This is a genomic window from Luteibacter sp. OK325, from assembly GCF_003050935.1.
Taxonomy (GTDB): Bacteria; Pseudomonadota; Gammaproteobacteria; order Xanthomonadales; family Rhodanobacteraceae; genus Luteibacter.
Map to the genome: position 1 here is coordinate 577499 of NZ_QAOX01000001.1, position 23417 is coordinate 600915.

At 65.0% G+C, this 23417-nt stretch carries 14 protein-coding genes; 10 read left to right on the plus strand and 4 right to left on the minus strand.

Translation table 11 applies throughout. The annotated features are described in order from the left end of the window. The first annotated feature begins 2 nt into the window (after positions 1-2). The 3 genes from C8J98_RS02515 to C8J98_RS02525 all read left to right on the plus strand — a co-directional run bounded on the left by C8J98_RS02515 (position 3) and on the right by C8J98_RS02525 (position 2368). Positions 3-491 (plus strand): hypothetical protein, encoded by a 489-nt coding sequence (locus C8J98_RS02515; protein ID WP_107911127.1) that lies wholly within the window; start codon positions 3-5, stop codon positions 489-491. A gap of 51 nt (positions 492-542) precedes the next feature. Continuing rightward, on the plus strand, positions 543-1355 hold the full coding sequence (gene mutM, locus C8J98_RS02520) for a bifunctional DNA-formamidopyrimidine glycosylase/DNA-(apurinic or apyrimidinic site) lyase (RefSeq protein WP_107910575.1): 813 nt from the start codon (positions 543-545) through the stop codon (positions 1353-1355). Between the two features lie 95 nt (positions 1356-1450). Further along, positions 1451-2368 (plus strand): hypothetical protein, encoded by a 918-nt coding sequence (locus C8J98_RS02525; protein WP_107910577.1) that lies wholly within the window; start codon positions 1451-1453, stop codon positions 2366-2368. 9 nt (positions 2369-2377) lie between these two features. On the opposite strand, the gene C8J98_RS02530 is transcribed toward C8J98_RS02525, so the two are convergent. Together C8J98_RS02530 and C8J98_RS02535 are read right to left on the minus strand one after the other, a co-directional pair. After that, on the minus strand, positions 2378-3151 hold the full coding sequence (locus C8J98_RS02530; RefSeq protein ID WP_107910579.1) for a hypothetical protein: 774 nt from the start codon (positions 3149-3151) through the stop codon (positions 2378-2380). Further along, the gene (locus C8J98_RS02535) at positions 3148-3801 is read right to left on the minus strand and encodes a thymidine kinase (protein ID WP_107910581.1); all 654 of its coding nucleotides are present in this window, start codon (positions 3799-3801) and stop codon (positions 3148-3150) included. The genes C8J98_RS02530 and C8J98_RS02535 overlap by 4 nt, the downstream gene beginning before the upstream one ends. A gap of 166 nt (positions 3802-3967) precedes the next feature. Here C8J98_RS02535 and C8J98_RS02540 point away from each other — a divergent pair, with 166 nt between their 5' ends. Continuing rightward, the gene (locus tag C8J98_RS02540; RefSeq protein WP_107910583.1) at positions 3968-5962 is read left to right on the plus strand and encodes a UvrD-helicase domain-containing protein; all 1995 of its coding nucleotides are present in this window, start codon (positions 3968-3970) and stop codon (positions 5960-5962) included. A gap of 61 nt (positions 5963-6023) precedes the next feature. Here C8J98_RS02540 and C8J98_RS02545 read toward each other — a convergent pair whose 3' ends face one another. Both C8J98_RS02545 and C8J98_RS02550 read right to left on the minus strand, forming a co-directional pair. Next, positions 6024-7043: an AI-2E family transporter gene (locus tag C8J98_RS02545; RefSeq protein WP_107910585.1), complete on the minus strand. Its 1020-nt coding sequence runs from the start codon at positions 7041-7043 to the stop codon at positions 6024-6026. A 50-nt stretch (positions 7044-7093) separates the two neighbouring features. Then, complete coding sequence (locus C8J98_RS02550) at positions 7094-8113, minus strand: AI-2E family transporter (RefSeq protein WP_107910586.1); 1020 nt, start codon at positions 8111-8113, stop codon at positions 7094-7096. Positions 8114-8259: 146 nt separating this feature from the next. On the opposite strand from C8J98_RS02550, the gene C8J98_RS02555 reads away from it, so the two are divergent. From C8J98_RS02555 to C8J98_RS02580, 6 genes are all read left to right on the plus strand, one after another. Continuing rightward, the gene (locus C8J98_RS02555) at positions 8260-9162 is read left to right on the plus strand and encodes an HAD family acid phosphatase (protein ID WP_107910588.1); all 903 of its coding nucleotides are present in this window, start codon (positions 8260-8262) and stop codon (positions 9160-9162) included. Between the two features lie 212 nt (positions 9163-9374). Beyond that, complete coding sequence (locus C8J98_RS02560) at positions 9375-10358, plus strand: hypothetical protein (protein WP_107910589.1); 984 nt, start codon at positions 9375-9377, stop codon at positions 10356-10358. Between the two features lie 17 nt (positions 10359-10375). Beyond that, positions 10376-12985: a glycerol-3-phosphate 1-O-acyltransferase PlsB gene (gene plsB / locus C8J98_RS02565; RefSeq protein ID WP_233260076.1), complete on the plus strand. Its 2610-nt coding sequence runs from the start codon at positions 10376-10378 to the stop codon at positions 12983-12985. Between the two features lie 111 nt (positions 12986-13096). Beyond that, positions 13097-16282, plus strand: coding sequence for a DUF6543 domain-containing protein (locus C8J98_RS02570; protein ID WP_107910593.1), 3186 nt, complete (start codon positions 13097-13099; stop codon positions 16280-16282). A gap of 153 nt (positions 16283-16435) precedes the next feature. After that, a complete protein-coding gene (locus C8J98_RS02575) occupies positions 16436-19723 on the plus strand; it encodes a DUF6543 domain-containing protein (RefSeq protein WP_107910595.1) in 3288 nt (1095 codons plus the stop codon). Positions 19724-19752: 29 nt separating this feature from the next. Beyond that, positions 19753-23400 (plus strand): DUF6543 domain-containing protein, encoded by a 3648-nt coding sequence (locus C8J98_RS02580; RefSeq protein WP_107910597.1) that lies wholly within the window; start codon positions 19753-19755, stop codon positions 23398-23400. The last annotated feature ends 17 nt before the right edge of the window (positions 23401-23417 follow it).

Sequence of the window (23417 nt, forward strand, 5' to 3'; positions counted from 1 at the left end):
TGATGCTCCGCATTGTCGGCATCGCGGTTGTCGCGCTACTGCTCGGCGCCGTTGGCTGGCAGTGGCATGCCGACGGTGCCGATGCGCGCGAGCACACGCTCACCGCGCTCGACCCCGAGACAGTCACGCACATGGCTGTGTCACTCAAGGGCCTGCCCGATCAGCGGTTCGAGAAGCGGAATGGACGCTGGGTGAATGTCGACTCCGCGACTACCGACGAAGGCCGCGCCGAGGAACTCGCCTCGCTGGCAGCGACCCCCGTGGCCGACTGGAAGCCCGCCGACGATTTCGATCCGGCCAAGGTGGGTCTTGCGCCCCCGATCGCGGTGCTCACGATCGACGGCACGCGCATCGACTTCGGCGAAATGACCGCCCTGGGTAAGCAGCGCTACGCCCGTGTGGGGCAGCGCATCGCCTTCGTTCCGGCGCAAGCCCTGCCCCGCGCACCGCGCACCCAGGCATTGCCGACCACCATGAAGCCTGTGCAGTGAGCACAAGCGCTGGTGCTTGCCCGACGCCCTGAAACACCCCATCTTGCGTACATGCCCGAGCTTCCCGAAGTCGAAACCACCCGCCGCGGTATCGCCCCTCATCTCGAGGGACACCGTGTCACCGGCGTGGTCCTGCGTCGCCCGGATCTGCGCTGGCCGATCCCTCCGGAAATAGCCACCCTGCTTCCCGGGCAAGTCATCGACGCCGTGGACAGGCGCGCGAAATACCTGCTGCTGCGCACGGAGGTGGGCACCGCCCTGCTTCATCTGGGCATGTCCGGCATGCTGCGCGTGCTACCGGCGGAAACGCCCATCGGCAAGCACGATCATGTCGACATCGCCATGGACACGGGACGCGTCCTGCGTTTTACCGACCCACGTCGCTTTGGCGCCCTGCTCTGGCAGATGCCCGGCCAGACGCATGAGCTGCTCGACGGCATCGGGCCAGAGCCGCTCACCGACGAATTCGACGGCGACCTGCTGTGGACGTTGTCACGCGGCCGAACCGCATCGGTGAAGACCTTCCTGATGGACAACGCGGTCGTCGTCGGCGTCGGAAACATCTATGCGAGTGAGGCACTGTTCGCCGCTGGCATCGACCCTCGTCGCGCCGCAGGCAAGGTATCGCGCGAGCGCTATGCGAAGCTCGCCACCGAGGTGAAGCGCATCCTTGCCTACGCGATCACGCGCGGAGGCACCACGCTGCGCGATTTCCTGGCACCGGACGGCGCGCCGGGCTACTTCTTCCAGGAGTTGTTCGCCTACGGACGCACGGGCGAAGCGTGCAAGGCGTGTGGCACGCCGATCAAGGTGGTCACCTTGGGCCAGCGTGCGTCGTTCTACTGCCCGTCTTGCCAGCGCTGATCTAGCCCTACGTCGAATCGGGTTCTGCGCTGACAGCGGACACGGTGCGCTGCCTCCTATCGTGTGTGCCATCCATCGCATGCACGGAACGCCGCGTGATCACGACCCAACGCGCCACGCTTTGCCTCCTCCTCGCCGTTGCAACGCCGTCGGTGGCCCGCACACCCGAGGACATGGACCGCCCATTCGACCAATACAGCTGGGTGACGACCCACAACGCATTCACCAGCAACGGCAACGTACCCAACCAGAGCCAGACAATCGCAACTCAACTGGCGGAAGGCGTCCGTGGCTTGATGCTGGACCTGCATTACGACTACGGCCGCGTGCGGCTGTGCCATAAGGTCTGCACGAGCCCGAGCTCGGTTGCCTTCGCCGACCTGCTCAACGATACGCTCCTGCCGTATCTGGACGACAACCCCGATGCGATCGTCACGCTCCAGCTCGAGGATGAGACGTCGGCAGCACAGCTGACCGAGGAACTCGCGAGGGCCCCTGGCCTGGCCGGGAGAACATTCCAGCCGGACACATGGGACACCCCCGCGTGGCCCACCTATCGGCAACTACGCGACAGGGGTCAGCGGGTACTGATCTTCAGCCTCAACACGAACAACACCGGCGATTTTCGTGTGGGCGACGGCGCCGTCAGCGTCATGTCGAGCCGAAACTACACCGTCGAAAACTACTGGAGCCTCGGGCCTCCCGTGCTGCTACACGACTACGGCTGCGTAAGCCGATGGGCCGATGAAGGGCGGTGGCTGAATCGACGCACCATCGAAGGCAAGCCGGGCTGGCGCCCGCTTTTCACGATGAATCAATTCCACGACCTGCCGGTACGTTGGCATGCCGATAACGACAACGATTTCGAAAGCCTGTCGCGGCGGTACCTGGAGAACTGCCGCCCTGTCGCCCGGCGCAAGCCCAACTTTGTCGCCGTCGACTTCCACGAGGTCGGCGAAACGGCGAAGTTCGTCGAGTGGCTCACGCTGAGCGCACCCGACGAGTTCCGATAGCGCAAACGGTCAGTCGGGCCAGCGCATCGCGGCATGAGAGTTGTTGAACATCGGATCATTCTCGTCGCCGGACAGCTCTACCGTCAGGCCACCGGCCACGCCATCCACTTCGATCGTCTGGTGCTGCTCGAAGTGCGCGCCGAGGGCACCAAGGTCGACAAATCGCTCCGACAACGCGCCCGCACGGTCGATCTCGCGATCGGGCACGTTGGTCAGGCTGATGTCCGGCCGACCGAACTTGCGCATGCCACGCGTACGGATCCACGAACGCCCCTTGGTCTCCTCGGGGCTGCACAGGATCAGTACGTGATGACGGGTAGGTGCACCGCCCTGTACGAGATAATGCTCGCGCCAGGAAGCGGCATCGAACAGCGAGAGGATCTGCGGATCGATCACGGCCTTGCCGCCGATGTCGGTCAGCGCAGCCACGACACCCAGCGTGTCGCGCAGGTAGTCGAGGTGGTCGCTATCGGGGAAGCGGCCACGAATGGCGATCACGTGCGGCGCCGCCTTGGCGTCGGCATAGGCTTCGGGACTGTCTTCTTTCAGCAACTCACCGAGGGCACCGGAGAGTGGGTAGCCCTCCCAGCGCGCCAGCACCGCATTCTGGAAGCGCTGCAGCTCCACACCTTCGGGGAGGCCCGGGCTACCGTAGCGTGCGGCGGGTATGACCAGGTCTTCGGGGAACGCGCCGAACACGAAGAAAAGCAGCACCGCCTCCTCCTCGCTGGGCTGCCAGTGCGGACGCGGCCATGCGGCGGCGGTGTTCGTCGTCTCGGTCACGTGCTTTTTCCTTGATCTGGGTCGCTTTCGCCGAGCGGCAGCACGGATTGCTGCAGCTCGATACGGCCGTCGCCGCCGGTGATGCTCTTGAACTCGGCGCGACTCACGGAGACATAGCGGTCGTTTCCGCCGATCTCAACCTGTGGGCCCTGGGTCACGGCCCGGCCGTGTTCATCCACGCGTACCACCATGGTGGCCTTCTTGCCGGAATGGCAGATGGTCTTGATCTCGTCGAGGTTGTCCGCCCAGGCGAGGAGGTACTTGCTGCCTTCGAAGAGCTCGCCACGAAAATCCGTGCGCAGACCATAGGCGAGCACCGGGATACCCAGCTTGTCGACGACGTCGGAGAGCTGCCAGACCTGGCCTTTGCTGAGGAACTGCGCTTCGTCCACCAGCACGCAGTGCAGCGGGCCGCGGCTTTCGATGTCACGCTCGGCGATAGTCAGCAGGTTCTCGTCGCCGGCAAAGCGCATGGCCCGCGCCTGCAGGCCGATACGCGAGGCGACGATGCCCTCGCCATAGCGGTTGTCCAGCGCCGGCGTGAGGATGAGCGTGCGCATGCCCCGCTCGTGGTAGTTGTGCGCGCTCTGCAGCAGCGTGGTGGTCTTTCCGGCATTCATCGCCGAGTAGTAGAAGTAGAGCTTGGCCATGCGGATCGTTCCGGTGCGTGACCGCACATGGTAGCGCCAAGCCCCTGGCCGCTGTGGGCCGAGGCCCGGTCTCGTCGCCGGTGAGCCTGTTCCGGGACCCCCGCCGGCGGGTCCCCACCTGCTACCATCCGCTACCTCGTCCGCTGCCCTGTCCGGCCGATCCCACATGCTCAATCCGCAGCAACATGCGGCTGTCGAATACTGCGACGGCCCCCTCCTCGTGCTGGCCGGCGCCGGCTCCGGCAAGACCCGTGTCATCACGGAGAAGATCTCGCACCTGATCTCGCGCCGCCATCTGGCCGCCGAGAAGATCGCGGCAATCACCTTCACTAACAAAGCGGCGAAGGAGATGCGCGAACGCGTGAGCAAGCTGATTTCCGACGAATCGGCAAAAGCCCTCACCGTCTGCACGTTTCACGCATTGGGCCTGAAGTTCCTGCAGATCGAACACGAACGTGCGCGGCTGCGCCGCGGGTTCTCCGTGCTCGACGCCGACGACAGCGCAAACATGATCAAGGAGCTTTCGCCCAAAGGCGTGAAGCCCGAAGTCATCCAGGGCATCCGCAACCTCGTGGGCAAGGCCAAGAACGGCGGCCTCACCCCCGAGGAAGCCATGGCAGCGGCACGCAGCCCGCGCGAGATCGAAGCCGCGACGATCTACGACCTGTACCAACAACGTCTGGCCGCCTTCAATGCGGTGGATTTCGATGATCTCATCCGCCTGCCGTTGCGTATCCTGGAAACCGACGACGACGCACGCGCCGTCTGGCAGGAGCGCCTTCGCTACCTGCTGGTCGACGAGTACCAGGACACCAACGACGCGCAGTACCGCTTGCTCAAGGCGATTGCGGGGCCGAAGGCGCGCTTCACATGCGTGGGTGACGACGATCAAAGCATCTACGCGTGGCGCGGCGCCAACCCGGAGAACATCGACCAGCTCGGACGCGACTTCACCAACCTGCGCGTGATCAAACTCGAGCAGAACTACCGTTGTGCCAAGCGCATCCTGCGTGCCGCCAACCAGTTGATCGCGAACAATCCCCACGTTCACGACAAGAAGCTGTGGAGCGACCACGTCGAGGGACCTCCGATCCGCGTACTGGAATGCAAGGACAACGACCACGAGGCCGAGCGTATCGCCGCGATCGCCTCCAGCCTGCACGAGAAATACAAGGACAAGGGCGCTCGCTGGGACGACTTCTGCATTCTTTACCGCGGCAACTTCCAGGCACGCGTGCTGGAGAAGGCGCTGCGCCTGGCCAAGGTGCCGTACCACCTGAGCGGCGCCCTGTCCTTCCTCGATCGCGCGGAAGTGAAGGACATCCTCTGCTACCTGCGCCTGCTGACCAACCCGACCGACGATGCCGCCTTCCTGCGCGTGGTGAACGTGCCCAAGCGCGAGATCGGCTCGACGTCGCTCGAGAAACTCGGCCAGATGGCGCAAACGCGCAATGCCTCGCTGCTCGAGGCGACGCGAAGCGATACCGTGCTCAAGACGATCTCGTCGCGTCCCGCTTCCGCGCTGGCGAACTTTTCACGACTGATGGACGAGTTGCGCAGCGACGCCAACCACCTCAGCGCAGCCGACCTGGTCCAGACGATCATCGAGAAGACCGGCTACGGCGCGCAGATCGCTGCCTCGACGCCCGATGAAGTGCTGCGCGAGCGTCGCCTGGGCAACCTGCGCGAACTCGCCGACTGGTTCCGTGCCATGAGCAAGGACGGCGGACGCACGGGCGACATCGCCGCCCAGCTTGCCCTGCTCAGTCACGCCGATCGCGACGACCCGGGCAACGCGCTGCGGATGATGACCCTGCATTCAGCGAAAGGCCTGGAGTTCCGCTTCGTCTTCATCGTCGGCTGCGAGGACGGCACGCTGCCGCACGAAGGCGCGATCGACGAAGGCCGCCTCGATGAAGAACGACGGCTGATGTACGTGGGTATCACGCGCGCCAAGGAGATGCTGACGCTGTCGTTCTCAGCCAGGTCGCGCAAGTACGGCGAGGTCCTCTCGAACGATCCGAGCCGATTCCTCGAAGAATTGCCGCAGGACGATCTGCACTGGGACGGTAAGGATCCCGAGGCCGACGCTGAAGTGAAGATGGAAACCGCGGCCACCCACATGGCGCGCATCCGCGCCATGCTCGCCAGCGGCGCCTGATTCCGCCTGACCCCTCAATCCCGCTCGGTAGGAGCCGATTCATCGGCGATAGCTCCACCCTTCAAATTAACTTCTCAGCCTCGAGCTCGCTCTTCAGGTACGCGTAGTAGATCGGTGCGGCCACCAGCCCCGCCAGACCGAATGCCGCCTCAAACACCAGCATCGCGATGAGCAGCTCCCAGGTGCGCGCACGGATCTGTCCGCCGACGATCTTCGCGTTGAGGAAGTACTCCAGCTTGTGCACCACGATCAGGAAGCCGAGCGCCGCCACGCCGACCCATAGCGACACCGACAGGCCGGCGATGGTGATCAGCACGTTGGAAATCAGGTTGCCCACTACGGGCAGGAGACCGACGATGAAAGTGAGGATCACCAGGGTCTTGGCCAGCGGCACGTGAATTCCGAACATCGGCAGGCCCACCAGCAGGAACAGGGCCGCCAGCGTGGTGTTGATCGCCGAAATCTTCAGCTGGGCAAAGATGATGTTGTGGAAAGCATCGGCCAGGCGCATCGCCCGGGTCGAAAGCTCGAAAGACAACGGACGTGCCGGGCGCCCTCCCGAGCCGTGGGAAATGGCAACGATGGCGCCGAGCACCAGGCCGATCAGGATGTGCGCGAACACGCGCGCCGCCGTGGTACCCACCAGCTTGAGATCGCCCGCGTGCTCGTGGGCCCAGCCCATGCCCTGCTCGCGGAAATCGACGAAGCTGTCCGGGAGCCGCGAGGTCAGCCACGCCGGCAACTGCTCGTGGGCTTTGTCGAACAACGGCAACAGTTTGCTATCCCATAACTCCTGGGGATCGCCGATGTCGCGCCGATAGAAGCCGAGCGCGGCGACCACGATCAGGATGAGGGCGCCAACCACGACGATCGCGACGAAACCGACCGCAATCAGTCGTGCGCGCTCACCGGGAATGACGCGTCGAATGAGTGGCGTGAGCGCCTCGACCACCTCATAGACCAACAGGCCGGCCAGCAGGGCCGATACCAGGTGGAGCATGACGACGCCCCACAGCGCAAGCGCCGCTAAGACGTAGGTGGCGATGCGAATGTTGCGCGAATCGCCTGGCGTGCTGACCATGGGTGACACTCCTTGAAGTTGGCGGGATTCCATCAGGCCGGCGATGAACGCTAGATCAAGTGCCCGGCTTCCAGTTCAGCCTTGAGGTATGCGTAGAAGATCGGCGCCGCGATCACGCCAGGCAGTCCGAACGCCGCCTCGCAGAGCAACATGGCTACCAGGAGCTCCCAGGCACGGGCCCGGATCTGGCTGCCGACGATGCGCGCGTTTAGGAAATACTCGAACTTGTGGATGACGATCAGGAAGACCAGCGCGCCTATACCGACGTAAAGGGAGACCGACAGACCAACGATGGTGATCGCCGTATTCGACAGCAGGTTGCCGATGACGGGCAGCAGGCCAACGAGGAAGGTGATCACGATCAGCGTTTTCGTCAGCGGCAGGTGCACGCCGAACAAAGGCAGGATGCAGAGCAGGTACACCGCGGTCAGGAAGGTGTTGACCAGCGATATCTTGATCTGGGCGAACACGATGTTGTGAAACGCATCGGCCAGGCGTGCACTGCGCAAGCTCAGCTCCGCTGCGAATGGGCCAGCCTGGTGCGAGGGGCGTGTGCGACTCAGCGCTACGATCGCACCGAGCACGAGGCCGATGAGGATGTGCACGAGGACACGGGCGGCCTCCTTGCCGGCAAGCTGCAGGGTGCCCGCGTTAGAGCGTGCCCAGTCGAGCGCCGTGATGCGCAGCGCGTCGACACTTTCCGGCAACCGGGCGACGACGGCCTGCGGCATCTGCTCGCGAGCCCGCTCGACCAGGGGCATCAGCTTGTTCTGCCAGAGATCCTCGGGATTGCCGATCTCGTTGCGGAAGAAGCTGATGCCGCCGAGGATGAGCAAGCTCAGCAGGCCAACGACGACGATGGCGACCAGGGCCACGGCGAGCACGCGCGCGCGGTCGCCCGACAATCGGCGTCCCATCAGGGGTGCCACGGACACCACGACCTCGTACACGAGCAATCCGGCGAGCAGGGCCGGCAGCAACCGCAGGTAGAGCACGAGGAAAAGGCCGAGACCCATCGCGATGTAGCTGGCGATGCGGATGACATGAGTGCGCGGGCTGGCGACGTCCATGAAAGACCTCGTCGGGAATGAGGGCGCAGTCTGTCAGGACGCAGGGGCTATGCGCCAGAGGCGTGCTTCCCGTCGTCACGCTGTCGTAAACTCCCCGGACAATCGCCGGCCCACGGGCGACGATGCCTGTTTCGCAAGGGGTTCCCATGATGAAGTTCGTTCCGGTCGCGCTCGCCGCGGCCCTGGTGCTCACGGGTTGTGCCGCCACGCCCCACACGCAGACCGCCACGGCAGTAGCTGCGCCCGTAGCGGCTCCCGCCGCCACCGGCCCTGCCGCCGATGACAACCTCAATGCAGTGGCCTGGTCGCAGAACGCCAGCGAACACGACTTCATCTACCTGCAGACCTTCCGCGATGCGCAGGAGAAACTTCTCAAAGCGAAGCAGGATCCGAACTGGGACGCGCTGCCGAAGGACGACCGCGCAGCCCACGCTTCGCTCAAAGGCCTGAAGCCCGCCGTGGTGCTCGATATCGACGAAACGGCGCTTGATAACTCGCCCTATCAGGCACGCCTGATCCGCGCCGGAGGCGAGTTCAACGAAGCCGACTGGGCAGCCTGGTGCAAGGAAGCGATCGCGCGTCCGCTGCCGGGTGCGCTCGCATTCACGAAGTTCGCCGCCGAGCACGGCATCGCCGTCATCTATATTTCCAACCGCGCCAAGGACCTGGACGAAGCCACGCTGGCCAACCTGCGTTCGGCGGGCTTCCCGGTGGCAGGGAAGGAATCCTTCCTGGGCCTGGGTACCTTCGTCGAAGGTTGCGAGCAGGTGGGCAGCGAGAAGGGTTGCCGTCGCCAGCTGGTCGCGAAGAACTATCGCGTGCTGATGCAGTTCGGCGATCAGATCGGCGATTTCGCCAATGTCCTGGGTAACAACGTGCAGGGCCGGGCCAGGGCCATGGCTCCCTATACGGCGTGGATCGGCGAGCGCTGGTTCGTCCTGCCGAACCCGACCTACGGTAGCTGGGAACCGGCGCTCTTCGACAACGACTTCAGCCTGCCGCGTGGCGAGCGCCGACAGAAGAAGATCGAGTCGCTTCGCACCCAATAAAATCATCAACTTACAGTGATAAAGTTAAGGCATTGCTTTAGCAATGTTATTTAACTATTATTCTCTCGCCGAAACCCGTGGCGCCAAAAGCAATGCGGGCAAGGCCATTTCCCTTACCGGCCTCGGGCTGGATAACCCCGTGAAGCGATGAGCCTCCGGGGTTTTTTCTTGTACGCTCCCCGTCCCCGCCTCCCGAAGACGTCGAAGCCCCCATGCGCCGCCTATCGCACCTGGCCTGGATCCTCCTGCTGGCAGTCGGCCTGCTTTCCGCCTGCAACCACAAGCCGAAGGATGCCCCCGGCACGCCCGGTGGCGGCTCGCCCGAAGATGCCATGCGCGATTCGCTGGATCTGCTTCGCGACGGCAAGTTCGACATGTTCTGGAGGCACGCCCTGCCGCCGGCGGACTTTGCCGCCCTGCGCGCCGATTGGGTGAAGCGAAACGCGCCTACCGAGCCGCTCGATGCCGACGATCGTGCGAAGTTCGAGGCTGGCGTAAAGCGCCTGACCGAACCCGACGCGGAAAAGAAGCTATTCGCCGACCTCCGGCCGACGCTGGTCCGGTTCGACCACGACTACAAGGACCAGATGCCGTTACTCTCCGGCGTCGGTCAGTCGATGGCGCTCACGGCGATCGATCAGGCCAAGGACCTCACCGTCTCGCAGAAGCGCCAGCTGCGCGAGGCGGTCAACGTCGTCGCGCCCTGGACGCAGACCGTGCCATGGGGCGACCAGGCCAAGGCGAAGGAAGCGATCGGCATCCTTGTCGATACTGCGCGCAAAGCCAACCTTTCCACGCCCGATGCGCTGCACGCGATGACCTTCGAGCAGTCCATGGCCACCTGGTCGACCGGGTGGATGGGATTCAAGCGATTGTTTGCCGTTTACGGGCTGTCGATCGACAAGAGCTTCGAGTCGATCAGCATCGACACCATCGAGAACAGTGGTGGGTCGGCGCACGTGAAAATTACCTACATCCTGCTGGACAAGCCGATCCAGACCGAAGCCACCCTGGTGCTTCTCGACGGCCGCTGGTACGACAGCGATCTGCTGCAGAGTGTCCGCGCCGAGCACCTCCAGCTCAATCCGCCGGCGCAGCCTGCGCCGACGGGTAGCGCGCCAGCCCTGCCCGGCACGGCCGCCCCGCCACCGCCGCGAAACGATGGTGCGCCGGTCGCAACCGCCCGGCCCCGCTGAAGCCGTACAATCCCACGATGTCCGAATTTCCGATGAGTGCGGGTCCGCACATCCATGTCGCCCGTTCACCCTGGTGGTTCAAGCTACTGGGTCGGCTTCTCGAACCCTGGGTACGGATCAAGCGCGATCCCGCCGAGCCGACCGCCCTGCTCGTCAGCGGAGCGGCCGTCTGCTACGCCATCGAGCGTGACGGCGCCTCCGACGCGCTGATCCTCGAACGCGCCTGTCGCGAAGCCGGCCTGCCCAGCCCGATGCAGTTGCTGGAGCTGCCCGGCCGCCGCCGTCGCTCGGTGTTCTCCCTGAGCCGCCGCCATGGGTGGTTGTTCGGTCGCACGGATGCGCGTGGGCCCAAGGAGCCGATCGGCCAGCTCATCCGTGCGCTGGAAGACGATCCGCAGCGCGATATCCAGGTCGTGCCCGTTTCCATTTACGTGGGCCGCGCACCGAATCGTGAGAGCGGCTGGTTCAGCGTGCTCTTCGCCGAAAACTGGCTGGTGGTCGGTCGTTTCCGCCGCATGCTCGCCCTTCTGCTCAATGGCCGCGATACCGTCGTGCATTTCTCCGCACCGGTGTCGCTGCGTAGCGTGCTGGCCGATTCAAATGGTCTGTCGCCGGAGCGACTCACGCGCAAGATTGCCCGTGTGCTGCGCACCCACTTCCGCCGCATCCGTGCGGCCGTGATCGGCCCCGACCTGTCGCATCGACGTACCGTGGTCGACGCGGTGCTGAACACCGAGCCGGTGCGCGACGCCATCGCCGCCACGGCCAGCAAGGAAAACATCACGCTGGCCAAGGCCCAACGACGCGCACGCGATTTCGCACTGGAGATCGCGGCGGATTACTCGCACCCGGTGGTCCGCTCGACCTCGTTCCTGCTTTCCAACTTCTGGAACAAGCTCTACGACGGCATCGCCATGCACCATTTCGACAAAGCCCGCGCCGCGGCGCCGGGTCATGAAGTGGTCTACGTGCCCTGCCATCGCAGCCACACCGATTACCTGCTGCTTTCTTACCAGCTGCATTATTCGGGCGTGGTGCCGCCGCACATTGCCGCGGGCGTGAACCTCAACCTGCCTGGCGTCGGCCCCATCCTCCGTCGTGGCGGCGCGTTCTTCCTGCGCCGCAGCTTCAAGGGCAATGCGATGTATTCGGTGGTCTTCAACGAATACCTCGCCCAGCTGGTCGATCGCGGCGTGCCGCTGGAATATTTCATCGAAGGCGGCCGCTCGCGTACCGGGCGCCTGCTCGCCCCGCGCGCCGGTATGCTGGCGATGACACTGCGCGCCTTCCTTCGTGCACCGCGTCGTCCGGTGCTGTTCCAGCCCGTGTACATCGGCTACGAGAAGCTGATGGAAGGCAAGTCGTATGCCGGTGAGCTTTCCGGCAAGCCGAAGGAAAAGGAATCCCTGCTTGGCCTGATCCGTGGCCTGAAGGTGCTGCGTCAACGCTACGGGCACGTCACACTGAATTTCGGCGAGCCCATCCTGCTCACGCCCATGCTCGATTCGGTCGCGCCCGACTGGCGACAGACCACCGCCGAACACGATGCCAAGCCGGAATGGATGAGTCACCTGGTCGACGATCTCGCCGAACGCATCCAGGTCAACATCAACCGCGCCGCCGACGTCAATCCCATCAACCTGATCGCGCTCGCGCTGCTGGCCACGCCCAAACATGCGATGGCCGAGAACGATCTGGTCGCCCAGCTCGAGCTGACCAAATCGCTGTTCCAGGAGCTTCCGTATTCGGACCGGGTCACCATCACGCCGATGAATCCACAGGGCATCATCGCCTATGGCGAACAGATGGGCTGGATCCGCCGCGTCCGCCATCCGCTCGGCGACGTGCTCGTTACCGAAGGCGAGCAGGCCGTGCTGTTGTCGTACTTCCGCAACAACGTGCTGCACCTGAATGCGGCTGCCGCGTGGGTGGCCGCGTGCTTCCTCAACAACCGACGCATGTCACGTTCGTCCGTCCTGCGCCTGGGCAAACTGATCTACCCGTTCATCCAGGGCGAGCTGTTCCTGCCCTGGGACCAGGAAGGATTCGCCCACGAGGTGCAGGAAACGATCGAGTTCTTCGTTCGCCGCGGCATCCTCGAATCCAGCAGCGAAGGTCGGGTGCTCGAGCGTGGACCGGGGCAGGACGATGGCGCCTACCAGCTGCGCGTGATCGCACGGAGCATGCTGCAGGCCTTTGAGCGCTATTACATCGCCATCGCCGCGCTGGTGAAGAATGGACCGCATACGATGAGCTCCGGCGAGCTCGAAACCGCTTGCACGCTCACGGCGCAGCGCCTGGGCCTGCTCAATGAGCTATCGGCACCGGAGTTCTTCGACAAGGCGCTCTTCCGCGGCTTCATCCAGAAGCTGCGTGAAGTGAAGGTGGTCTGGACCGACCCGAACGGCAAGCTCGACTTCAGCGACGCGCTGGAAGATATGGTGCGCGACGCACGTGTGATTCTCGCCCGCGAGGTGCGCCACTCGATCCTCAAGATCACCCCGGGCGGTGAAAACGATCGCGACCTCGACGCACGTCCACCGGACGATCCGGGTGAGACCTCGGCGGAGTCGCTGCACGACCGGCATGTCGCCAATGAAGAGACGCGGCACAAGAATCATCCCTGAGCTGACAACCTTGCTGTCGTAAGGCCGACACCATGTCGTCGTCGGCAGGGACATATCTCCCGCCGCCGACCTTCTACCCTTTGCGCTGGATTCCCACGCAAAGGATGCGGCATGGACACGGCTCCCCCGCAGGCTCCGCCTGCCATCGTCAGCAGTACACGGCAAGAGACTATCGACAGCCTTGGTCGGCTTGTCGCCGTGCAGACCTGGCTGGCCGCGCAGCAGCAGGCGGTGCCCGCCGTGCCCGCGAACCCGGCCGTCGAAGGCCGCGATGCGTGGCTGGGCTGCCTCGACGCGTTCTGGCAACAGCCGGTCGAAGACGCGCCCGGGAAACCATCTGTGCCGCGCATCGACGTGCTGGCTGCGCGCCTGGCGTCAACCATGCGCGACAATGCCATTGTCCTACGCACCGATGGCACGCTCGACGTAGCCGCCGCCGGCCTGGCGGAACGCTTCGCACGTTCGCTGGGTGGACCCCTGCCTCCCGGCATGGAAGCCCGTTCGTTACGCGTCGGCGCGGTCGATTACGCGGGGGCGGTGATCGTGATCGAGCCCACCCATCCCACAATCGTTCTGCGTTTCATGCCCGATCGCGGATGGGACGCCTTCGACAGTCTCGATCGCCTGCATGCCCAGACGGAAACGATGTGGCGCCAGGCGCTCGCTCGACGGCGTGAGCTTTCGGGCGTGCGTGCCGACGATACCGATCGGGTGATGGCGAACGATCGTTTCGTCGATTCGCTTCCCCTGCAAGCCGACGTATTTCGTGCGATGGCGCAACGTATCACCGCTTTGCAGCGAGAGAAGGTCGAGGATGCGTGGCCGTCGGCAGCCGAGGCGGAGCCATCATCGCGGTTCGCCGATGACGCCACGTTTGCACTCGACCTGCATGACAAGCTCGACATCTTCGCGATGCTCGTCGAGCGCGAAGGACGCCTGGCCGTGGCCCTCAATGAGCAGCGGCTCGCCCATGTACCCGCCGACGTGGCCCAAGGCTGGCGGAATGCGATGGAGGGTTATCGGCTGGCCAGACTCGTCGCTGCGGCATCGGCACGACACCACGTGGATGACGCGCCGCTCACACTCGCAGCATGGAGTCAGAGGGAACTTGCTGCTGCGCTCGCCCGCCGCCGCATCCATGTGGATCCAGACGATGTCCAGCTCGAAGCTACCGGCAGCGAGGGCTTCGCCTTGCCGGGGATCGGCGCGAATCGGGAGACAACCTCTGGGCGCTTGAGTCTTGTGGAGTTCGCGTTGCTCAACACGGGCTTCTACGACGGCCGACGGCTTCGCGTCGTCGCCGCCGGGCTTCCCCCCGGCTCGTCCAGCCCGGACGTGCAGGCGCTGCGCGATATGGCTCGCGAACTCAACCTGGCGCCGCGCTTCAATACCTACCTGCGCGAGCAAGTGAGCGACCCTCGCGGTCGCGAGTTCCGCAACACGACCATGCGGCTGCAGCAGGCACGCATGCGCGTCGAAACCGCCGCCGCTCGTATGAAAACCTACCTTCGCGACGAGCCCGCTGTCTTCCTGGACGACCGCGGCGAACGCGGATACCGCATGGTCGAAGCGGTGCTGGACAGCCCGGCGGCCGCGACCAGGCGCGCTGTCGGTGGTCACCGGATCACCGTGCGCCAACTGGTTTACCGGGGCGCGGCTGTCAGTGACGTGCTGATCATCGGCGTCCGGGACGCACGCAGTTCATCGCGAGTGGTGCTGTATACACCCGGCGCGCCCGATGGCCGCCCGTTCCGTGAGTTCAGCGACCGCGCGACCGCAAGCCGGGAATTCCTCTACGCCCCCGCCTTTCAGGAGTACCTGCTGAGGCGGCTGCCCGCCGAATTTGGCGAACCGCTGCCCAACCGTGCCGGTCGCCGCTTCCGCGTCTCCGAGGCCACGCGGCAGGCACACTGGGTGCTGGCAGCCCCCGGTGACGGACGTGGCACGATCACCGAGGTGCCCTTCGAGGAACGCGTGGTCGACGGTGACGTGCGTACCGCACTTTTCGACGCCGAGATCGTGCGCCAGGCGCGCGACGTCGCGTGGCTGGGTCGCAGTACCGCCCGGGCCGACACCGAAGCGGTCGCCGGCATTTTCCACGGTGTGTTGCGCGCCCTCCGTGGGCCGGGCGCGTTGGTCGAGGATACGGCGAGCGCGGTCGGGCAGGCGCTGCGCGCGACCTGGCGCTTCTATGACAGCGTCAAAGCAGGCGATGGTAGCCAGGCCTTCGTGGATTTCACCGAAGCCTATACGGCGTCGTTGAGCTTCGCCGGCTGGTATACCGGCATGTCGAATGCCGCGCGGTACAGGCTATCGCTACGTTCCGGCGGAAACGCCATGCGCAGCGTGGATGCGGGCATCCCACTCAGGGATGCACGGCAGCGTCTGGATCCGCGTTACGCCGTGCGCGATATCGACCTGGGCGGCATCAGGCCGGATACCTCCGGCATTCACCGGCTGAACGGACATCGCTACATCCGTCAGCACGAGCATGTCTTCGAACTCCGGCACGATGTGTCCTCGGGCACGTGGCGTCTCGCCCATCCCAATGCGCTGGATGCCGCGATGCCAGGACCTGCCGTGGAGCGGACGGTGGCCGGTGGCTGGCGGCTGCGCACGGACATCGGCTTGCGTGGCGGCTGGGTCGATGACGTCGCGTTTCCGCAGCCACACACACGCAGTGTCACCGGTCATGAGCTCGAGGGGCTCACCGAGTTTCAACGCTGGACTTTCCAGCAATCATTCAACGGGCGCCTCCGCAACGGGGGCGAGGGCAGCCTGATCTACTGGGAAGCGATATCGCGCGCCCATCCACGAGGGGTGACGCTGCGCCAGCGCACCGCCTGGAACGACGCGTTGCGCACGGCGAGAGCGACGCCGCCGGAACCACTACAGACAGGGTTGCGACCGCCGCCCGGCGCTTCCTGGCGCGTGCTGCCAACGAACGAATGGCCTGCTGCACTCTGGCACTATCCGCCTGGGATCGGTGCCGTCGTGGCTGGAGAAGGTCCCATCGCGCTGTCACTCGAGGCCTTGCCTGGATCTGGCCTCACCGGCCTTCGAGCAACCACCCGGGCGCCGGCTGGCGCAGGAGGGCCGACATGGATCCGCTTGCACCTCGAACGCTTCCGAAACCGACTCGGCACGCCGACTTCTCCTGGCCTCAGGATCATCGAAGATCGGCGCGGTCCGGAGCCCACCTATGTGATCCAGCCTGAGGTGGGCTATCCGGTTGGCTTCCTCGGTCTTGAACCGGCAGACTTCACCCCCGGCGGGCGGCCACCCTCCCGTCACTGACGCATAGCCTTCGTAGGCGAAACGGCGGTCGCGATGTCAGCTTAGTGGAGCCTACATCGCGACCGCCGCCCCCGACCATCTCGGACGATCCCGACAGCCAGGGCTTGGCGGGACTGTCTACAGTGTGCGCCCACGCTCACTGAAGACATGCCAATGGATATGGCACCCCCGGAAGCGCTTCCGGCGATCGCGCGCGCTCATGGCGACGAAGCCGCAACACGCATATCGCGCATCGCCGACGCCCAACGCTGGCTGATCGACCAGCAGAGCCGTCTCCCGACCATTCCTTTTCATGGCGATCCTTCGACCAGGGCTATCTTCCTGGAGCATCTCGCCGCCTTCTGGCGAGCTCCCGTCGCCGCCTATCCGGATCAACGCCCCGTCGCCCGCGTACAAGCCTTCGCGCTGCGTTGGGCCGCGGTTATGTCGGACGAGGCGGCACTCGGTGTCGCCGACGGAAGCCTGGACGAGAAAGCCAGGGAAGCGATCCTCGCCTTCACCCGGACGCAAGGACACCTGACACCGCCGCACGTCCACGTGCATGAGCTCACGGCAGGCACGTTCCGTTACGCGGGCAGCCTTGTCGTCACCAACGACCACGACGCCCCGTCTGCCCTGCTGTTCACACCCGATCGTGGCTGGGAGCGATTCAACGGACTGGAGCCTCTCCATACGGAAATCGAAGAGCGCCTGCGCGAAACACTGGCTGCAACGGGACGTCTTCCTGGCCTTGCCGATGACGATGCCCCCACTCTGACCGGCGACGTGTCCGTAACGTCGCGCGAGATCGGGGGCGACGCCCTCAACGTGCTGGCGGAGAACATCGTCGATGTCCAACGACGCAGGGTGATGGATGCATGGACGCTGCGCGATGATGGCGAGGGCCGGCAACTCCGCCTGGCTGATCGCCTCCACGATGCGCTATCGGCCGAACACTATCTCGATGTAGAGGCCATGCTCCAGCGTAGGCAAGCCCGCCTGGTCACATCGGTTCAGGAGCTGCGGCTCGCGCAACTTCCCGACTTCCTGCGCAATCAATGGCGAAAGGCGCTCGTCGATTACCGAACGGCCCTGGCGGATGCAGGGCGCATTCTCGCCAACGAGGGCCTCGACAAGGTCGCATCCATCGATCAGTTCGCGCGCTTTACGCTGGGCGCAGTCCTGCGAGGCCGGGGAATAGCCGACGACCCCGCGGACATCACGATCGAGTTGTTCGGCACGACATCCAGTATCACCTACGGCTATAGCGGCACCGACGTCGAGCGGCGATCGCTGGTCGACCTTGCCCGCGAGAACTTCGGCTTCCTGGAAATGCGCGGCATGCAAGCAAGGACGAGTTCAGGGGGTTTCCTCCTGGCACTCGGACGCGACGACATCGTCGACATGATTCGCGGCCTCGACCTCAGGAACAGCTACCAGAACTATCTCGTGCGCCAGCTGAAGACCTCCGCACAGGGCCAGCGTGCCCGCGCCGCGTCAGCTCAACTGCAGGAAGCGAGGATGCGATTCGAACTGATCGACGCGCGTTCGACCGCCTACATCCAAGGCGACACAAAGGATTTCATCGACGATCACGCCGAACGTGGTTATCGCTGGGTCGAGGCGATCCTGGATGCACCCGCGGCTGCGGGGCGGCGTCGCGTCGAGCATCACGACATCGTTGCAAGCCATGTCGTCTATGAAGGCGCACGTCTCAAGGATGTCCTCGCCATAGGCGTGCGCGCGCAAGGAAGTGTCTACCGGACGATCCTGTATACGCCCGATGCACCCGACGGACGCAGCTTTCGCGAGTTCACCGACCGCCAGGCCGCAGCCGCCAGCTTCCTGCACAACCCGGCGTTTGAGCCGTATCTGCTCGAACGGCTACCTGCAGCGTGGTCAACCATAGACCGCGATGGCGCCACACGCCGCTTTCGCGTCTCGACGGGTACGCGGCGTGCCGTCTGGGCACTTTCCGGTCAGAGCGGCGAGCGTCCCTTCACACTGACCGAAGGCCGCTTCAAGGAAGACGAAATCGCCGGAAACATCTTCGATGCATCGTACGACGTAGCGCTCGGCCAGCTTGGCCGCGACGCCGCGGAATTCGCCCGTTCCACGGGAGAGGCAGATTACGACCATGCGAAGTCGATCGGTGTGTTGTCGGCTCGCTTCGCGGAAGGCTTCCTGCCCGTGCGCCTTGGCGCGGCAGCCGGCAGCATCAGGGCGCTCCATGCGATCTGGAACGGAATCGAGAACGTGAGCCGCGACGAACGCCTACAGGCTTTCGAGAACTTCATCGATGCCTTTTCATCCATCGGCGATCTGGCGGCAAGTCAGGTCCTGGTGCGCTCGCTTGGCCGGACGGTGCTCACGAAGGTACCCGGAAGGCCGCGGCAGTTGGTGGCGTCACGGGTACGGCTGCCCGATCTCGATGCCACGTTCGACCCACGTTACGTCGATCGCGGCGTACGCCTGCAGGATGCGCGCTCCGTGAGCAACGGCGTCTACGAGTTCGGTGCGAACCGATATATCGAGCATGGCGGGAACGCCTACCGGGTGCACTTCGATCGCGACAACGCGACCTGGCGCCTGCGAAAGCCCAACCATTCATCGGCCGATTATTCGCCACCCGTGTCTCGCGATGGCACCGGACAGTGGCAGCACAACAAACACGTGGGACTGCGCGGTGGAGCATCGGACAAGCCCGATCTCTATGATCGGGAGCCGGCCGAACTGCTGGTCGACTATCGCGGACTGAATCCCGAGACGGCGGGCCTCAGCAGCAACGACATCGATATCCTGGTCGAGGCATTGGCGCGCCAGGGCCTCCGTTCCGGCGTGGTGAAGCGGCTCGTCTACGATCGCACGCATGACCGGCCTACGAGCGCCGTTCTCTCACGCCACTGGGATAGCGCACTCGAGGAGGCTCGCCGGCCGCCGCCAAACATACGTACGCCCTCGCCACCAGCGCCAACCAGCTTCGAACTCAAGAAACTCGAACGCAGCCAGTGGCCCACCACGGTCTGGCATTACACCACCCCGTTCCGCCACGCGATGTTCAAGGGAACGACGCTCACATTGAATCAGTCGCTTCCGGCCGCGACGGGGCCTTCCGGGCTCCACGTGATGACGCTCGACCCTAACCGCCCGTCACGGCAGATCGTAGAGATCATGCGGGGAAGGGGCCGGTCAAACAGCTTCACCGACGAACGCGTGCGGAACATCGCCGGGGCGTATGTCGAAATCGACCTCGGGAAGCTGCGTGACCGGCAGCGAGCGGACGGCACTTACGAGTTCAACGTCTACACCGTCACTCGCCGTTCCGGACTGGAATTCGTCATCAAGCCGACCCTGCCCGCGCCGGACCCGGGCATCGCGCCGCTATCCCCCCGCCGCCAGCGAGATCTCGCCGGCATATCTCTGCAGGCCGGCGAATTTCGCACCGGCCTGCGCTCTTTCTAATCACCTACCACTATCGCAAGGAGAACGACATGGACGTCCAACCGACCACATCGCCGGAAGTCGTGCAGAGCGAAAGCCAGGCGGCCGTCGACGCACTGCGGCGCCTCGCTGCCACGTCCGCTGCCATCGACCGCCTGTACGAAGGGCAGCCGTCCCTGGCCGAGGCCAATGCGCAAGGCGCACAAGCCCTGCTCGACGCACTGCCGACTTTCTGGTCATCGGCACAGGCAACCGGTGGTGAAGTACGTAGCATCGCACTAGCCCGTCACCTCGCCGACGTGATGAAAGAGGAGGCCACACTACGAGGCCTCGATGGAACGCTTGGGCAAGCCGCCGCAGCGCTTGCGACACGCGTCGCCGCCACGAACACTGGTGTCCTTCCCGCGGGCGTGCACGCACGCGAGCTTCTGCTGGGTGAATCTCCCCACGCTGGTTCGCTGGTCGTCGTGGACGACAGGATGCCCGACCTCGCTCTGCTGTTCACCGCGCATGGGGGCTGGGAAGCTTTCGACTCGCTGGAGCGCTTGCTCAACACCACCCGACGTCGCTTGCTGGAGTCGGTAGATCCCGAGGATGCATTCGGCCTCGAAGCTGACGCGCTCGCTGAAGCGAAGCTGCGGGGCACCGTCGGTACAAGGGAGCTCACTGGCGGCATCTTCGACGCCCTGGCCACCCGCATGATCGATGTGCAGCTCGCCCGTATCGCGCTCGCCGCGGACGATCATGGCCTCGACAGCGACGAACCTGACGCCGCGACACGTCTCGGCGACCGGATCCGCTACGAACTTTCGCCGGCGGCGATGCTCGACATCCACGCCATAGAGAGACTGCGTGAAGCGATGCTGCTCGAAGCTGCCATGGCGCAACGCCTGGCGGGCGTTCCCGACGACGTCCGCACCGCGTGGTACGAAGCACGTGATTCCTACAACGATACGCTCGCAGCGGCAGCCATGTTCCGCATGGCCGCCGGCGCACAGGCACCATTGACCTTGCGCGCCTTCGCGTCACGCGAGCTGGCGGCGAAGCTGGCGACCCTGGGCATTGACGACTCGCCGGAAGCGATCACGGTCGAGATCGCACGGATCAAGGTCCTGCCAGGTCCGCTCGCGGCATTCGACCCGCTGCCCGGCTCGACGACGCCACGGCAGATGTCGCTGGTGGAACTCGCATGCCAGAACATCGGTCGGTTCTCCCTGGACACCCTGCACGCGAAGGACGCGAAGGGCACATCGCTTCGCGACCGCCTTGGCCATGGCGCAGTTCGCGACATGGTCCGCGATCTCGACATCGCGAACCGCCATCAGGCGCACGTTGAACAGCGTCTTCGCCAGGGGCCGGTGGGCGCTCTTGCGCGAAAATTGGCCATGACGGTACAAGTCGCTCAAATGCGCCTGGAGGCGGCCGAGGCGCGGCTTTCGTACTATCTGCCGGGCGAGCCACGCTCTTTCATCGACGACCGGGACGAGCGGGGATTTCGCTGGGTCAGCGCCGCGCTGGATACGCCGACCAGCCAGCGGCAGGTGGACAAACACGACATCGTCGCCTCCCAGATCATCTACAGGCAGGCTGCGCTGGACGGTATCCTCGTCTTCGCTTCGCGCACACCGGCAAGTGCGTCGCGCGTCGTCATGTATACGCCGGACGCACCGGACGGCATCTCGTTCCGCGAGTTCGAGGACCGACAGGACGCCGCGAAGCGCTTCCTCTATCACCCGGCGTTCCGCGAGTACCTGCTCGACCGACTTCCCGCCGAGTTCGCCACCGTGTCATCCAATGGGGCGACACGCCGGTTCGCCGGCGATCGCCTTGCCCATTGGGTGCTCGGTGCCAGTGGAGATGCTTCGTACACCCAGACCGTCGAGCCATTCGACGAGCGCGAGGTGCGTGGGGATTTTCTCGCGGCGACGTATGACGCGACCGTCGAAAAGTACCGGCGCGATGCACGATTCCTTGCGCGGACCACCGCTGGTGCGGATAACGATGCGTTGCTTGGCTACCTGCAAACCCGTCTGAATCCGCCGGCGCACCTGGCGGAAGTGGCGGTCATGGATGTGCCGGCCAGCCTCGCGCGCATGATCCAGGCGTCCTGGCGTTTTTACGACCACGTGAAGGCTGGCGATACCGGACAAGCATTCGTCGCCTTTACGGATGGCTACGTGAACGCGCTCAACCTCGTGGTGCCACCGTACATCGGCGGACGCCACATCGCTGGCGCCATCGTACGCTCCCGCACGGCGACACGCGGCGTCGCAAGTTCCGGAGTGCGTCTCACGACGCCGCAGGTCCGCTTTGACGATCGCTACGCGGCACGCGGTCTGCGCAAGCCCGGCAAGCCCGATCAGGAAGGTATCTTCCGTGTGCGCGGCCAGTCTTACGTCGAACAGGAGGGCACGCTGTTCCTCGTCCGCCACGATGCCGACTACGGCCGCTGGCGCCTCGCGCCGTCCCGGGGAGCCCTCGACGCGAACTTCACCGGTCCGCTGATCGAGCGGGTCGATGACCGGTGGGTCTACGCGCTCGATGTCGGCCTGCGCGGAGGCATGCGGAGGTTGCGCGAGCGGTTGCGCCGAGTCGCCATTCGCGACGACGCAGCGCCCGCAGGTGGTCTTGTCCCTGATGGCGCGGCCGTCGCCGGGCCGGCACCGAACCCTGCTGCGCCCGCCGCACCTGCGCCCATTGCCATGCCTGCGGTGATGGAGCCCTTCCGGGCCGAGATCACCGCTGCGCTGATCGACAATCCGAGCGCCAACGCATTGGTCAGGGACGACGGGGCGTATATGAAACTGGTGGTCAAACCTCGCAGCGCGATGATCCTCGACCCACTCCTTCATCCGGATATCGCCGAACTCAGCGCTCACCAGCGACGGGTGTTCCTGCACGAACTGGACACCCGCTTCGTCCTTGCCACCGAGCGTGCGGAAGTGCTGCGCGTTCGTGGATATGCGCAGAGCGACGGTCGTCGACTGCCGTCGCCGCCACCCTCACCCGGAGTAGCGCAGGGCATCGACATCCAGTCTCCCTCGATTTCATCGTCCACCGGCGATCCGCTACCTCCCGCGCCGACACTCTCGCCCAGCCAGCAGGGACGTTGGGATGATGCGTTGGCGGTGGCCAGGAGCACGCCTCGCGTACCACCGCGACGATCGGGCGCTTCCACCAGCGCGACCGTCACCGAGGGCGTGCCCGCCAGCGAGCTCGTCCCTCCCGACGAATGGCCCGACCGCATGTGGTATTTCAGCGACCGGCTCTTCGAACGGGAGGTCTGGCCGTTGTTGAATCGCGAAGGAATCACGCTGGGGCACGACGCCGCCTGGGTCGACACCGCACGCGGCACGCGTACCTATCCGGTCTCCGTCCTTCCGCCGGAAATGCCGGCCGCGAGACTGTCCGAGGCACTCGGCACGTCGCCGATACAGCAGGCCGGCCAACGCGATCCACTGGCTTACGCCATGCAGATCGACACGGTGCACCTTCGCGACCCGTGGCGGTGGGTCGGTCCTCACCATGCCGTGCCCGGCCCGGGGGCAAGCCTCGAGCTGCGCCGCCGCCTCCTGCCCAACGGCGAGTACCAGTACCTGCTGCAGAGCAGCCAACCAATCCGCATCTACTCCGAACACATCATCGACCTGGGGCGACGCGGTCGGCGTCCGGCGCCATACAGCGCGCTTCGCCACTGAACCATCACGATAAGGAA

What these genes read in the sequence shown, in the direction of transcription:
- C8J98_RS02540 (WP_107910583.1), top strand. Translation starts at nt 3,968, where the DNA reads ATGCTCAATCCGCAGCAACATGCGGCTGTCGAATACTGCGACGGCCCC.
- C8J98_RS02535 (WP_107910581.1), bottom strand. Translation starts at nt 3,801, where the DNA reads ATGGCCAAGCTCTACTTCTACTACTCGGCGATGAATGCCGGAAAGACC.
- C8J98_RS02560 (WP_107910589.1), top strand. Translation starts at nt 9,375, where the DNA reads ATGCGCCGCCTATCGCACCTGGCCTGGATCCTCCTGCTGGCAGTCGGC.
- mutM (WP_107910575.1), top strand. Translation starts at nt 543, where the DNA reads ATGCCCGAGCTTCCCGAAGTCGAAACCACCCGCCGCGGTATCGCCCCT.
- C8J98_RS02550 (WP_107910586.1), bottom strand. Translation starts at nt 8,113, where the DNA reads ATGGACGTCGCCAGCCCGCGCACTCATGTCATCCGCATCGCCAGCTAC.
- C8J98_RS02545 (WP_107910585.1), bottom strand. Translation starts at nt 7,043, where the DNA reads ATGGTCAGCACGCCAGGCGATTCGCGCAACATTCGCATCGCCACCTAC.
- plsB (WP_233260076.1), top strand. Translation starts at nt 10,376, where the DNA reads ATGTCCGAATTTCCGATGAGTGCGGGTCCGCACATCCATGTCGCCCGT.
- C8J98_RS02575 (WP_107910595.1), top strand. Translation starts at nt 16,436, where the DNA reads ATGGATATGGCACCCCCGGAAGCGCTTCCGGCGATCGCGCGCGCTCAT.
- C8J98_RS02555 (WP_107910588.1), top strand. Translation starts at nt 8,260, where the DNA reads ATGATGAAGTTCGTTCCGGTCGCGCTCGCCGCGGCCCTGGTGCTCACG.
- C8J98_RS02580 (WP_107910597.1), top strand. Translation starts at nt 19,753, where the DNA reads ATGGACGTCCAACCGACCACATCGCCGGAAGTCGTGCAGAGCGAAAGC.
- C8J98_RS02570 (WP_107910593.1), top strand. Translation starts at nt 13,097, where the DNA reads ATGGACACGGCTCCCCCGCAGGCTCCGCCTGCCATCGTCAGCAGTACA.
- C8J98_RS02515 (WP_107911127.1), top strand. Translation starts at nt 3, where the DNA reads ATGCTCCGCATTGTCGGCATCGCGGTTGTCGCGCTACTGCTCGGCGCC.